At 44.8% G+C, this 14,574-nt stretch carries 10 protein-coding genes; 8 read left to right on the forward strand and 2 right to left on the reverse strand.

Translation table 11 applies throughout. The features are described from left to right. The first annotated feature begins 8 nt into the window (after nt 1-8). The 5 genes from L21SP3_RS01940 (at nt 9) to L21SP3_RS01960 (ending at nt 7,095) form a co-directional block, all read left to right on the forward strand. Nucleotides 9-1,475 (forward strand): sulfatase, encoded by a 1,467-nt coding sequence (locus L21SP3_RS01940; protein ID WP_077539065.1) that lies wholly within the window; start codon nt 9-11, stop codon nt 1,473-1,475. A 26-nt stretch (nt 1,476-1,501) separates the two neighbouring features. Then, complete coding sequence (locus tag L21SP3_RS01945; protein WP_077539067.1) at nt 1,502-4,441, forward strand: discoidin domain-containing protein; 2,940 nt, start codon at nt 1,502-1,504, stop codon at nt 4,439-4,441. Between the two features lie 282 nt (nt 4,442-4,723). Then, nucleotides 4,724-5,014, forward strand: coding sequence for a co-chaperone GroES (locus L21SP3_RS01950; protein WP_077539069.1), 291 nt, complete (start codon nt 4,724-4,726; stop codon nt 5,012-5,014). A gap of 54 nt (nt 5,015-5,068) precedes the next feature. Beyond that, a complete protein-coding gene (groL, locus tag L21SP3_RS01955; RefSeq protein WP_077539071.1) occupies nt 5,069-6,694 on the forward strand; it encodes a chaperonin GroEL in 1,626 nt (541 codons plus the stop codon). A gap of 116 nt (nt 6,695-6,810) precedes the next feature. Further along, nucleotides 6,811-7,095: a hypothetical protein gene (locus L21SP3_RS01960; protein ID WP_077539073.1), complete on the forward strand. Its 285-nt coding sequence runs from the start codon at nt 6,811-6,813 to the stop codon at nt 7,093-7,095. A gap of 261 nt (nt 7,096-7,356) precedes the next feature. Here the strand turns inward: L21SP3_RS01960 and L21SP3_RS01965 are convergent, their stop codons facing one another. Beyond that, complete coding sequence (locus L21SP3_RS01965) at nt 7,357-10,599, reverse strand: discoidin domain-containing protein (RefSeq protein WP_077539075.1); 3,243 nt, start codon at nt 10,597-10,599, stop codon at nt 7,357-7,359. Between the two features lie 460 nt (nt 10,600-11,059). On the opposite strand from L21SP3_RS01965, the gene L21SP3_RS01970 reads away from it, so the two are divergent. The 3 genes from L21SP3_RS01970 to L21SP3_RS01980 are packed head-to-tail and all read left to right on the forward strand — an operon-like array spanning nt 11,060 to nt 14,039. After that, nucleotides 11,060-11,584 carry a sigma-70 family RNA polymerase sigma factor gene (locus L21SP3_RS01970; protein ID WP_077539077.1) on the forward strand — a complete coding sequence of 175 codons (525 nt, stop codon included), beginning with the start codon at nt 11,060-11,062 and terminating at the stop codon, nt 11,582-11,584. After that, nucleotides 11,581-13,173, forward strand: a complete 1,593-nt coding sequence (locus L21SP3_RS01975) for an NPCBM/NEW2 domain-containing protein (RefSeq protein WP_077539079.1) — start codon at nt 11,581-11,583, stop codon at nt 13,171-13,173. The genes L21SP3_RS01970 and L21SP3_RS01975 overlap by 4 nt, the downstream gene beginning before the upstream one ends. Nucleotides 13,174-13,196: 23 nt before the next feature. Beyond that, nucleotides 13,197-14,039, forward strand: a complete 843-nt coding sequence (locus L21SP3_RS01980) for a glycosyl hydrolase (RefSeq protein WP_077539081.1) — start codon at nt 13,197-13,199, stop codon at nt 14,037-14,039. Nucleotides 14,040-14,055: 16 nt separating this feature from the next. Here L21SP3_RS01980 and L21SP3_RS01985 read toward each other — a convergent pair whose 3' ends face one another. Then, nucleotides 14,056-14,562: an ATP-binding cassette domain-containing protein gene (locus L21SP3_RS01985; protein ID WP_161488057.1), complete on the reverse strand. Its 507-nt coding sequence runs from the start codon at nt 14,560-14,562 to the stop codon at nt 14,056-14,058. Nucleotides 14,563-14,574 lie beyond the last annotated feature (12 nt).

Below are 14,574 nucleotides of genomic sequence, written 5' to 3' on the forward strand. Positions count from 1 at the left end.
GAAAATAAATGAAACGAAGAGATTTCTTTAAGTGCCTCGGCGCTTTCGGTGCGGTATGTCTCTCTCCCGAGTTTTCATTGAGTGAAAATTCTGCAGAAAACTTTTCAAAGCCGAATATAGTACTAATGCATATTGACGACCTCGGCTGGGCGGATGTAGGCTATAAGGCCCCTCATAATTATTATGAAACGCCCAACATTGATGCACTTAAACAGTCTGGAATGGAATTCAATAACGGCTATGCCGCAGCAGCTCTCTGCTCTCCGACAAGAGCCGCTCTTATGACAGGCAGGTATCCCGCGAGGACGGGAGTAACCAATTTTATCAGCAGACCCAATGTTACCGAAAACCCCGAGGGCTACATCAGCTCTCCCTCAATGGAGTACAAAACTCCGAAAAGGTATCAGTTTATGGAGCTTGAAGAAATTACTATTCCTGAAATCCTTGCCCCTGCAGGTTATGATACCTACCACCTTGGTAAATGGCATTTGGGAACATCAGACCCATACACGCCGGATAAACAGGGTTTTGAGGTTCAGATGATGGGCGAATGCCACAGGGATTATTTCGACCCATACGACTGCGACTCCCTGCCAGACCGCAAGGAAGGGGAATACCTTACAGACAGGCTTACTGATGAGGCCGAAAATTTGATGCGAAGTTCTATAGATAACGGAAAGCCGTTCTTTCTTCATTTAGCCCATCATGCAGTTCATACGCCTATCAGGGCAAGGCAGGACTATATAGACTATTTCAAGGCCAAGCCAAAGCCATCCGGCTGGGAACACCTTGACCCTGTCCATGCGGCTATGATTAAAAGCGTAGATGATTCGGTGGGGGATATTATCTCTAAAATCGATGATTTAGGTATTGCTGATAATACTTTTGTAATCTTCACCTCAGACAACGGCGGACATCAGCCGGTTGCAGACAATACCCCGCTGAGAGAAGGGAAACGATGGCCTTATGAAGGCGGAATACGTGAGCCCTGGCTGTTCAGATGGGACGGGGTTATACCAGCTGGTTCTGTTTGCGAGTATCCGATATGCAGTATTGATGTGCTGCCTACAGTATGCGATTTTGCTGGTGCAAATCTGCCTTCCGGGGTTGATATTGACGGAGTAAGCATTACTTCGCTTCTTAAAAATCAGCAGCAGATTCCGGAAAGAGATATGTTCTGGTATTTCCCGCATTACATCTCTGACTACACTGGCGAAATAGCCCCGTTTGCTGTGATTCGAAGCGGGAAGTGGAAGATGATTAGGTGGTATGATTCTGATAAGCCCAGCGAGCTTTATAATCTCGAAGAGGATCTTTCTGAAACAAATGACTGCGCGAGTTTATACCCTGATAAGGTTTTAGATTTCGAACTGCGAATCGAAAATTGGATAATGGAAGTGGACGCAAAGAGACCGCTTAAAAATGAAAATTATGATGACGGCCGACCGGGAAAAGAAAACGTATTCATTGGCTAAAAGATTAGATTTAAAAGGCTTTCAAAATGAAATATTATAAAATCAATAAAGTTTCAGGCGTATTTTTGTGCATTTCTGTTTTATTATTAACTGCCTGCTGCGGTACAGCATCAGCTTCTACTCAGATTAATGTCGATTCTTCAGATACCGGCAGGAGATACGACGGAATTGGAGTGGTCTCGGCAGGGGGGAATGCCAGGCTCCTGCCAGATTACGAAGAGCCGTATAAAAGCGATATACTTGATTTGCTCTTCAAACCCAAATTCGGGGCTTCTCTTCAGGTTTTCAAGGCCGAGATGGGCGGGAGCACAAGCTCTACCTCCGGTGCAGAGCCTACTCATGCAATTACCCGCGAAGAGCTTGATTCGCCTGTATCAAGAGGCTATGAGTTTTGGATGATGCGGGAGGCTAAAGACAGAAATTCCGAGATTATGCTTGGCTGTCTGCCATGGGCATATCCATACTGGGTTAATGGTGAAGAGTGTATAAGCTGTTTTTGCTGCCCAACTCAGGACGCTGCGGATTATTATGTCTCGTTTTTAGACCTTGCCGCAGACGAATGGGGGCTTAGCTTTGACTTTATAGGGGCTCCTCAAAATGAAAAAAATATGGAATACCCCCAAGATTTGGACTGGATTGCCAACACCCTAAAGCCAACGCTGGTTGAGGCAGGTTACGATTTGCCGATTATCGCTCCTGACGGCGGCTATCACGCATTGGATGTGTTCGACCATTTAGGAGACGACCCTGCTTATGATGAGGTTATTGAGTATGTAGGGGTTCACAGGCCGATACAGAAGGACAGAATGCCTACACAGTCTATGATAAATTCCGGCAAAACACTCTGGGACAGTGAAGATTCTGCTGGAACAGGATACTGGAGCGGTGCGAAAGGTATAGTTCAAAGAATGAATCAAATGTACATTGATGGACGCATTACTCAGATGCTTATCTGGCCGCCGGTCGATGCGGCCTATGAAGGAGTGCACTGCTCGAATACAGGCCTGATTAAAACTCAAACGCCATGGTCCGGATATTACAGAGTTTCTCCGTCTGTATGGGCAGTTGCTCATTACACTCAGTTCACTGAATTAGGCTGGAAATATATGAACAATGCCTGCGGCAAACTTTCCGGCGATGGAAATTTTGCAGCCTTGAAATCACCAGACTCTCAAGATTTTTCCGTGGTGGTTTATTCCGACAATTCCGAACAACTGGATTTTGATTTATCCGGCTTCACCGATGATAAAGTAAGCGTTTGGAGAACTCAAAAAAACAGATCGTTTATCCGTATGAATGATATTCCCGTGTCTTCAGGCAGCTTCTCTCTGAGCTGTGAGCCTGATTCGATTTATACAATTTCCACTACTTCTGGGCAAACTAAAGGCTCTCCGTCCAATTCAATCCCAGAGTATGAGGATTTCCCATTTCCCTATTCGGAAAACTTTGAAAAATATGCCGAAGGCGAAACTCCTGATTACCTTGCAGATATGCAGGGTACATTTGAAACAGCACCTTCGAAGGGGGGAAGAAGCGGAATTTCACTTCAGCAGATACTCCCCGCCATGGGCGATTATACTTGGATTTACACAGGAGAAGAGCCGAATACTGCAATGACGCTTTTCGGAGAGATGCAGTGGAGCAATTACGAATTCTCCTCGGATGTCTTCATAGAACAGGGATTTGTTTATGTTGCCGCACGAAAGGGTGAAACCCAGAAACACGCAGGTTATGCGCTTGTTTTATACAAAAACGGAAAATGGAAACTCAGCTTCGACAATGCTTTAGAAAAGGACAGTGTATTAGTAAGCGGAACAGTTTCGGGTTTTGACGGTGATATCTGGCATAATCTGAAAATTCGTGTGGCTGAAAACAAACTCGCAGGTTATCTTGACGGCCGCAGACTCTTTACTATTGAGGATGCTTCCAGAGATAAAGGTCAGCCTTGTTTAGGCTCCAGTTTCGATATGAATCAATTTGATAATCTTCAAATCAAAAATACCGGCAGATGGAAGGTGGTAGACAATACATCCCAAGATATCAGCTGGGACGGCTGGTATACTTACAGTACTGAGGAATTTATTGGCGGTAATTCTCATTACACAAGAGGGGGCGACGATTCATCTACTTTCACCTTTAACGGCAGGGCAGCGAGAATTTACGGCTCTTTAAGGAATGATGCGGGAATTTTTGAGGTCTATATTGGTGAAGAAAAGGATGCTGAAATCGACTGTTTCAGTGAGCAGAGGCAGCATAGTTCATTGCTTTATGAAACCCCGTATATGCCTTCAGGAAATCACACTGTCAGCATTTCGACTACCGGCGAGAAGAATTCTCAAAGCAGCGGAAATGCTGTTGTGATTGATGCCTTTGCTTATACGGATAAATTGCCCTGCAATGAAAATGAGCTTCCAAATCTCAGCTTATCTTCCTCGGCATCGGCTTCAAGCGAATGGAACAGCGATTACAGCGCTTCCAAGGCCTGCGACGAAAACACGGAAACCAGATGGAACAGCAGCATGGAGGATGAAGTAAACGGGTCATGGCTCGCTCTTTCATTCCCGCAGCCTGTTGTTATATCATCGGTCAAACTCAGTGAATTTCAGGATAGAGTGCTGTCCCATAAAATTCAATATTACCAAGGAGGCTGGAAAGACCTTTCGCAAGCTGGTAATATTGGAGACCTTAAAGTTCACCTCTTCGATCCAGTAAGAACCTTAAAAGTACGTCTGCTTATAACTGAGGCGCAAACGGTTCCGAGCATTTATGAATTTGAGGTTTTCCCGCCTCTGAGTGATTTCAACAGGGACGGGAAGGTTAATCGTATGGATGTGTACAATTTATCGCAAAACTGGCTTATAAACAGCTGCAATAATGACTGCGAGTGCGGATTCTGTGATATTCTGCACGACAGCAATGTTGATTTTTTAGACTTTTCCGCGTTTTCTTCAGATTTCAGAATCTGATAAACCTGCCCCCGCAAACATTTCTTTACTCTAGCCGAGTTCTCTGCCTCACTCTTATTTGAATCCTTCAATTTTAGCCGGTTTTATATCTATCCTCCTGCCAACTTGACAGTTGCAATCTGCGTTTGAGACTTAATTCTGAGTCTCAGTTTAGCTAAGTTGTTGTTTTAGAATATCTTGCGAAAATTCTGCGCAGATTCAAGAATTATGGCATATTTGTTGCTAATTTTCCAGCAGGTATTTATGAATATTAACTTATAAATTAATAGGAGTTTAATACAGATGAAGCTTAAACCACTATCAGACAATGTTTTACTTAAAAGAGTAGAAGAGTCTGCGGTAACTGCCGGCGGAATTGTACTGCCTGATTCTGCTAAGGAAAAATCCAGCAGAGGCGAGGTTATTTCAACCGGCCCCGGCAAGCTCAACGATGATGGAAGCAGATCAGAGATGAAGGTGAAAAAAGGTGATGTAGTGATCTTCGAAAGCTATGCCCCCAGAGAGGTAAAGCTGGACGGAGAAGAGTATTTAATTGTAGATCAGTCCAGCATTATTGCTGTTGTAGAAGACTGAATCGGTAAGCTAAATTTGATTTAAAAAGCTTTATAGCTGGAGGATTAATAAAAGATGGCAGCAAAAAAGATTGCTTTTGAAAATGATGCCCGTTCGGCGATTCTTGAAGGCGTTAAGAAACTCTCAAACGCAGTAAAGATTACGCTCGGGCCTTGCGGAAGAAACGTAGTTCTCGAAAAATCCATGGGAAGCCCCACCGTTACCAAAGACGGGGTTACAGTGGCAAAGGAGATAGAGCTCGAGGATTCTTACGAGAATATGGGCGCTCAGATGGTTAAGGAAGTAGCTTCTAAAACAAGCAACGTTGCAGGCGACGGTACTACAACTGCAACGATTATGGCAGAAGCTATTTTTACAGAAGGCCTAAAAAATATAACAGCCGGCGCTGACCCTATGAAAGTTAAGAGGGGCATTGATGCCGCTGTTGAGGCTATTGTTGAGCAGCTCAGGAAGAAATCTATTACTATAGAATCTTCAAAGCAGATTGAGCAGGTTGCACGCTGTTCGGCAAATCACGATCCCGGAATCGGGAAAGTGCTTGCTAAAGCGATGGACAAAGTAGGCAAAGACGGCGTTATTACGGTTGAGGAAGGTCAGTCTCTGGAAACTACTGTTGATCTTGTAGAAGGTATGCAGTTCGACAAAGGCTACCTCAGCCCGCACTTTGTAAACAACACCGAGAATATGACAGTAAATCTCGATAAGCCTTATGTGCTTATCCACGAGAAGAAGATTAGCTCTGTAAAGAATCTCGTGCCAATTCTCGAGAAGGTGTCCAAACAGGGCAAGCCGCTTCTGATTATTGCAGAGGATATTGAAGGCGAAGCCCTTACTACTCTTGTGGTAAATAAGCTCAGAGGAATTTTGAACGTAGCTGCTGTGAAGGCTCCGGGCTTTGGAGACCGCAGAAAGGCTATGCTTCAGGATATCGCCATCCTCACAGGCGGGCAGGCGATTATGGAAGATCTCGGCATTCAGCTTGAAAATGTTGAGCTTGCCCAGCTCGGTATGGCCAAGAAGGTTACTATCGATAAAGACAACACTACCATTGTTGAGGGCGGCGGAAGCAGTGAAGATATTTCAGCCAGGATCGAACAGATCAAAAACGAGCACAATATCTCAACAAGCGATTATGATAAAGAAAAACTCCAGGAACGCCTTGCCAAGCTCTCAGGCGGCGTAGCTCAGATTAACGTAGGCGCTGCTACTGAGGCCGAGATGAAAGAGAAGAAGGCGAGAGTGGAAGACGCTCTGCATGCCTGCAGGGCTGCTGTAGAGGAAGGCATCCTCCCCGGAGGCGGCGTTTCAGCTCTTGGAGCTATAAAGAATATCGGTTCGCTCAAGCTCAAAGGCGATGAGCAGGTAGGGGCTGATATCGTGAAAAGGGCGGTTTTTGCACCGATCAAGCAGATCGCAAAGAACGCTGGGCTTGACGGCTCTATAGTTTCTCAGAAGGTTTACGAAAACGACGAGCCTAACTTCGGCTACAACGCCCTCACAAAGGAGTACGGCGATATGATCGAATTCGGCGTTATCGTGCCTACCAAGGTTGAAAGAAGCGCATTGCAGAATGCTGCTTCAATCGCCTCGCTTCTGCTTACTACAGACGCAGTAGTAAGCGATATACCTGAAGATAAAGGTTCTTCAGGCGGCGGAATGCCCGGCGGCGGTATGATGTAATGAATCAAATCGGCGGGGCAGATTTCTTGCCCCGCTTTTTTTCTTGATAATTTATCAGTGCTGCGTTAAGCTTTTGCAGAAGATAACAGATTAAAGCGGAGGAAGGGAGATAAAAATTGAGATCGGATTTTAAATTTTATTCAGATATTATAGGCAATGCAACCAAGAAGGTTGCAGGGATATTCCTTGCAGTTGGCTTGGCACTTCTCGGCTTCAGCATACTTCTTTTCGTCTTCAAAATGGTATTTATTTTCATTGCAGCTGCTGTATTTATCGCAGCTGGTATTTGGTGTGTTGGAACGGCCATAAAGATTTTTATGAGCGTAGGCGGCTCTAAATACAGAGATTCCGAGCAAACCGAGTATCGCGAAAACGTACGAATCCATTATCATGACAGGTAAAATCAGCAGTCAATTACACGCATCTGAATCGTAAGGGCTGCCATCTATCTTCTAATTTCCCGTCATCTGCACAAAGCTTTTAAACCTGAATTTTTCTGCCGCGATCGAATCCGAGTACCATAGAGTGGTATAATAAATTAAACAGGATTAAACTGCCGAGTGCTTAGACTTGCAGCAGTTTAATCACTTCTTATTTTACAGCCCAGCTCCTTCAATTGTTTTTCTCATTGCCGATTGTATCAATCAAAGAAAGCTTTAACGTTAATCTTCAATAATTGGCTCAATCTCCGCAACAGCAACTGATTCATCCCCGCTGTTAGTACTCAGCATTTTAAATTTCAAAAAACGCCCCTTAGGAGGGTTGGAGAAATGAATCGTCTCTCTTTTTTCTGAGCCATCAAAACTGCTGGAATGAAGAGCATCGTTCCAAGTTTGACCATTCATGCTGACGTAGATTTCATAATCCTTAACCCGAACATGAGCGGCATCCTGCCGAGGCAGATACGTAATGCCTTTGATCACTTCTTTTTCCCCAAGGTCGATGATAATCTCCTGCGGCATTTTTTTGTTGTTTTTCCAAGGAGAATGCCAGAATGTCTTTTCGCTGCCATCAATTGCTTTCAATACCTCATAGCCAGCAGCGGAATCGGATGCGGTTGTTCCTTTGATCATTTGTACTCGCAACGGATTAAAAAAAAGCTCTGAAAGGGATTCGATGTCAATCGTTTTGGACGGTTTGAAGGATTTGCTCTTCATGTAATTAATCAGGCTTTTTCTGAGCTGGCGTGCTGCAGGGCGATTTTTAAGGTCATTGAGAATATCGATCGAGCAGACCATTAACTTGCCCCGGCCAACTTTTGCTTCCATCATCAAGCCGAGCCGACGCGGATTGGTCCAATCATCAATGGGCTCTACAATCGCTTTATAATTCTTCGGTAATGAATTGATGACCATCGGCTTTGAGTTTTCAAGCAGATCATACCATTGCCAGTTTGTATAGCTCTGGGTGGGAAAATCCGTGAGTGCAGGGTGCTGGTTGTCGCAGTAAATACCCACCGTATGGACAGAACTGCTGCTGAACATAATTCGTGTCCAGAAGATCGGAGTAAAACTGCCTTTTGTATTTCCTGCGACACTTTCTGGACGAGGAACGAGAAGGACAGTCTTTCCTTTATTTAATTCTTGAATGGTCTTGTCGTCCCATAACTGGCTTAAGATGATTTCATCAGATTTCATTTCTGCCGGTTTTTCGTTGGGATAAACCCACATATCCCACGAATTTTCATTATCAAGCCCTTCAAGCTTAACGCTTAAATTAACTTGAGCGGCTTCTGTGATTGAGGAAAGAGGCTGTTTTATATTGCCAACAGTGGTTACAAAACCTGTAGGCAGATCAATTGGGCCAAAACTGCCTTTGCCAATGATTTTGCCTTTTTTATCGGTCAAGTTCCATTTAACATTTTTTCCTTCCAAATCTTTGCGGCCGTAATGGGAGATCATAACTTGAGCTTCAAGATCCCGATCGTTTTGCCATACAAAACTCTCAAATCGTGCCAGCGGGGTAGTTACATTGCAGAACTTGTTATACTCATCTGTTGTTACATAGCCCTTGCTTTCCCAGAATTCATCAAAAGAACCAACGGGCGCATACCCCTGCCCGGGGAAATCTCGCAGATCGAGCATCTGAACTCCTCCATATCCAGGTGTTCGCAAAGCTGCTTCCCACGTTGACTTATACAACAGTGTCTGGAACTTCCCGGAAGCCATGTAATAATCATCATATCGGTTCAGTGTTCCCCTGTCCCGCATAAAATCTTCGTATATATCAAGGTAATAGGGGTGTAGGCTGCCCTTGTATTTTTTGCGCACATCGAAATTGGGTAAGGTGGCCCACTGCCCGTCTTCGTGTGTTATAATCGGAATGTCACTGCTGTTAATAATTTTGCTGTAATCAAAATCAGTATCTGATGCACGAACTGAACGGAGTTTCTTGTCATAAAATTTGCCCTGCCCCGTAATAGCGAATTCAGCTTCCCTGCCAAAAATATGTCTCACATTATCGGTGAGCATCGTTCCATGCGTGCCTTTTTTATAGTGCCGCAAAAGCTTATCAGCCATGTTTGAGCCTTTTTCCTCTCTCAGTTCATTACCGATGGCCATAAATGCACAAGAGGGATGATTCCCGTACGCCAAGAGCAGCAAGGCTCCCTCTTCGAAAAGCCAATCGTCGGTGGTCTGGTTATTACCAAGACCGACCCACATGGTCATTTCTGACTGAAGCAAAATACCTACATCATCGGCAGCCTCAAAGGCGGCCTCGGGCGGACACCATGAGTGATAACGGACATGATTGAGCCCGCAGGATTTTGCCATTTTATATATTTCGACCCAGCTTTCTTTATCCATCGGCGGATAGCCGGTATTCGGAAATATACAGCAGTCCAGTGTGCCGCGTAAAAACAGATTCCGGCCGTTAATCTTTAACTGATTGCCGTCTGCATAAATGCGGCGAAGGCCAAATGTTGTATTATAGACATCTGCATTCATTACGTCTGTCGTGTTCGTTTGCAGTTGACAGCTTAATGTATAGACAGCCGGCGTAAACTCATCCCACAAAACGGCGTTTTTGCCAATCTTATATATTTTTTCGACGTCAACATTCTTCCCCGCTGGTATCCTTGCAGTGAATGTTTTGGAGGGTGCCTGATGGCCTTTACCGAAATTTGTTTTAGCCTGATAATTTACACTAACCTCAACTGCTTTTTCAGAAGCGTTATTCAAATTAAAAACGACTTTAGCGGTTGGGTTTTCAGTGTCAATCGTATCAACGGACACTTTAGCGATGTGTACCAAAGGTTTCGACTCAAGGTACAAATCTCCGATGATACCGTTCCAGTTGCTCTGCGTGTGGTCTGATATGTTATGGCCGCCAGCACCAACATTGATTTCTTTGATGCGATTGTCCACCCGAACGGTGATACGATGTTTGCCGGGGGTTAGATAATCGGAGAGATTGTACTGATGGGGTGCTGAAATTGAGTTTTGCATCCCTACACGTTTGTTATCCACCCAAAGCTGCGTTTCCCAGTGAACACGTTCCAAGTTTAGAAGAATCGTTGTGTCTTCCCATTCATTAGGGATTTCAACGTTTTTTTGATACCATGCTGCTCCAACATAAACTCGGTCAGGGGTCCACCACATCGACTGGCGATAGAGACCGTTTTTAACGACATAAGGCTCAAATTGCTCAATTTTGTTTACACGTCTAGTATAGCTGCCGTCAACTGTCCATTTAGTATCAACGCTCGGAATCTCACCGAATCCTTGCTCTTGGAGCGAACCTGGCAGCTGCACTTTATCACTGAGATGCTTAGAAAACCATTTTTCTGATATCCCAACATCCTTTGCGTCTAATGAAAAACGCCACTGACCGGATAAATCAATAGTTTGGGCGCTTAAGCATATAGCAGTTATCAAAACTGCTGCGGTTTGGAAGTGCTTCATACAAAACCTCTTTTGAGTAATATTTATTTTGAAGGCTTAAATACTCTAAGAAATAGATTCTATCAATAAAATAATGGGTGTCTGCGCAGAATTGTGTAAAAAAACCGCAATTTTATGCAAATAACTTTATGCTTGAAACGCAAGAGATGATGAAAGCGGCTTGGGAGAAAGCCCGGAGTTTAATCCCCCGCAGATATTTACGCACAGGCCGCATCCAAAGGCGGTTTTAGGCGTGAGGTAGTATAAAATCTTTTCTGTAAATTCGGGTTAAGGTTTTCCTCTGGGTGGAGGTGAGCAGGTCGAAGGCCTATAGGCAGTACGAGAAATGTGCGTTGTACGCTGTTTGTCGCAGATACCTTTATCAATCCATTAAATTTTCTCAACAGCATCAAAAAAATATTTTCATTTAAAGGCAGAATCCCTCATACTTAGATAAATATGAGTTCTGGATACTTGTTAAATGAATGAAGACGCTCAAAGAACTGAGGAATTTGTAAGACTGCTCTCATCCAATCGAGGCAGGCTCTACGCTTATATTATGAGTTTTGTAGCAAATCATAATGATGCCGACGATATACTTCAGGAAACTACCACTACTATGTGGCGGAAATTTCAGCAGTTTGAGCTCGGCTCTGATTTTCTGGCCTGGGCTGCAACAATCGCATACTACAAAGTGCTTGAACACAGAAAAAGAGCAGCAAAGGAATCAAAACTGCAATTTTGCGACGACCTCTTCGAGCAGATAAATTTAAGCTCCCTGAAAACTTGCAGGGATGCAGATGCCTACACCGCCCAGCTGCAGGAAAGCATTCAAACACTGCCGGAAAAGGACAGGGAACTTATAAGACAGAGATACTGGGACCAGCTGAGCGTGAATGAAATATCAAAGAGGACAGGAAAAACCGTCAGGGCGATATATTACAACCTTGGCAGGATTCACAGCCTTTTGGCCAAGAGGGTTAAGAGGGGGGTGAACTGGCAGTGAACAATGAGATTTACAAAGAACTTAGGGCATTAACGGTAAAAACTTTAGAGCAGAACGCCTCTGAAAGAGAATTCCGGCGATTAGAGCAGATTCTCAAAGACGATCCAGCTGCTCAGGAACATTACGCCGAGCTTCTGAAAGTTAATATTGCTCTGGAAGATGCGGAGTCTAAAGGTGTTGAGAACAGTTTCGATCCGGTTCCGCCGGCAGAATCGGAAAGAACTGCTGTTTTTCACAGGAAAACGAGCAAGACTGGCAGAAAGTTTGACTTTTCAATATCCGAATCCAAAAAAACTGAATTCTTAAGAAGACTTCATCTAACCGCAGCATGGTTTGCTGCCGGTGCAGCGGTGTTTCTGCTGATATTGCTTATAAACTCCCGCCCCGGAGAGAACAGTTATCAGGCAGCTTCTGTTGAAAAGCTTATCGGCGATGTTCAAGGGCTTGAGGAAGGCGGAAAGCTCTTGAATACAGATTCTCCAGTAAAGCTTTCAGATTCTCAGGCAGCCCAGCTTATCTCTGCTTACGGTGCTAAGGTGGTAATAGAAGGGCCTGCTGAGTTTTCGATGTCTGATTTAGAGCAGCTCGAACTTACCTCGGGCAGGGTATTCTGCAGGGTGCCGAAAAATGCTTTGGGTTTCAGGGTAAACAGCGAGAAGCTCCGTGTAACAGATTTAGGCACCCAATTCGGCGTTGAAATCAGCACAAACGGGAAGAATCATCTTCAGGTTTACAAGGGCAGGGCTTCTCTGATATCCGGAAGGGAAGGCAGCAGCGTGGAGAGCCGCATTGTTGAGGACGGAATAGCTGTAAATGTAACCAGAAACTGCCGAATAGAGAACGCCGAATTCTCAGGACACCGTTTCGCAAGGGAGCTCAGCAGTTCCAGCGGGCTGCTCTGGCGCGGGCAGAATTTTTCGTTAGCTTCCGTGATAGGAGGCGGAAACGGCCTCAATGCCGGCAGAAAAGATATGGCCCTTACTCTCACAGACTGGAAGCTTGAGCATAACAGCGAATACCGCCATTTGCAGTATTGGGACGGCTTTTCAATGTGGAACAGGGTTGACCAAATTCCGTATATTGATTCGGTTTTCTCCACCAGAAGCAGCGGTGCCAGCAGCCTCTCAACCACAGGGCTGAAATATGATTTTCCGCCCTCCAGGGGCGATATGTTTGTAGGTTTCTCCAATGGCGTGGTAAACAGGCGAAAACCTGTTCTCGACGGGATCGATTATTCTAAAGTTGATCAGGAAATCCTTACCTTCTGCGCTAATCTCGGTATCACATTCGATATGAACCAGATAAGGCAGAGAATTGAAGGTGTTGAAATTACAGAATTTAAAACCAGAGTTGGAATTAACGATACTGATATAAAAGGTCTTGCTGATATATGGGTTCTCATTGACGGCAGGCCAGTAAAGAGAATTACAGGAATGAAATACAGCGACCCCTCTGTTGTTATATCCGTTCCTGTAAAACCATCCAGCCGTTTTCTCTCGCTTGCCCTATCCGATGGCGGGGACGACAATGCAAACGGAGGAGACTGGGCTGTATTCGTATCTCCAGAGCTGGTGCTCACAGAAAAATAATGCTATATTAAAGGGCAAACATTATGTTAGACAGAAGAGATTTCCTTATTTCCAGTGCGGCGTTATCAGCCTGCGGTTTGAGTGTTTTGGCGGAAGAAAAAAGCGAAGAAAAGAAAATCATAACGCCTAAGAAGGGCATCGGCCTAGGGACAAAAACGGGAAGCGGCTGGCTTGAAAAAATAAAACAGCTCAATGTAAGCTGGCATTACAACTGGGGGCTTAAAACGCCCGAAAAAGAGCCGAAAGGCATTTATCATGTTCCAATGATTTGGGGAAAATGGGGCGTTGACAAGGCCGCTGATTATCTCGAGGGACTAAGCAATTCCGGAGCGGCCGAAGATGTGCTTACATTCAACGAACCGGACGGAAAAAAGCAGGCGAATATGTCTGTTGAGAAGGCTATAGAGCTCTGGCCAAAGCTGGAGGGCTGCGGCCTTCGGCTTGGCAGTCCTGCCTGCGTTCATCCGGATAATGAATGGATGCTCGATTTTATGGAGCAGGCTGAAAAGAAGAATCTCCGAGTTGATTTTGTAACTGTTCACGATTACGGCGGAGGGAATGCCGAAGGATTTATAAAAAAGCTCGAAGAGGTGAAAAAGCTTTACGGAAAGCCTCTTTGGATAACCGAATTTGCCGTTGGAGACTGGAAGGCAAAAAGCGTGCAGGAAAACAGGCATTCGCCCGCTAAGGTGCTCAGATTTATGAAAGAAGTGCTTCCAGAGCTCGAGAAGCTCGAGTTCCTTGAAAGATATGCTTGGTTCCCCGCAGGCAGAAACAGCAAACATCTTGGAACATCCGCTCTTTTCAAGGAAGACGGAAGCCTTACCAACTTAGGCCGTTTTTATTCAAGGTTCGGCGTGAAATAACAGATTCCCCGAGGTTTCACTCAAGAAACGCATTGGCAAGGTATCTGCCTTTGCTTTTGATAACCTCAACTCTGCAGCTGAAGGTTTCAGATAAAACTGAATCTGTCAAAACATTTTCGGGGGCTCCAGTACGCAGCTGCCGGCCGTGCTTTAACACCGCCACCAAATCAAGCTCTTCCGGAAGCTCCTCTAAATGATGGGTTACGCTCAGTATTGCGCGCTTATCATTACTGAGCCTCTTTATAAAATCGAGCACAATCGCGCGGTTGTACATATCCAGCCCGCTTGCAGGCTCATCCAGCAAAAGAAGCTTAGGCTCTCCCGCAACCGCCCTTAAAAGCAGACACATCATCATTTCGCCGGTTGACAGGGTGGCTATACGACGGGTTTTGAAATGCTGAATTTCCTGACTTCGGCGGTATGATTGTGGAAAACTCTGCAAAAAGTGCGTTTTGAGGCTGTTATGAGGGTTTGTTAAGTTCGGTTCGCTCGTAGTGCCTAATTTTTTATTTTTTTGACACAATGTTTTGATTTC

Origin of the sequence: Sedimentisphaera cyanobacteriorum (genome assembly GCF_001997385.1) — a bacterium.
Classification (GTDB): domain Bacteria; phylum Planctomycetota; class Phycisphaerae; order Sedimentisphaerales; family Sedimentisphaeraceae; genus Sedimentisphaera; species Sedimentisphaera cyanobacteriorum.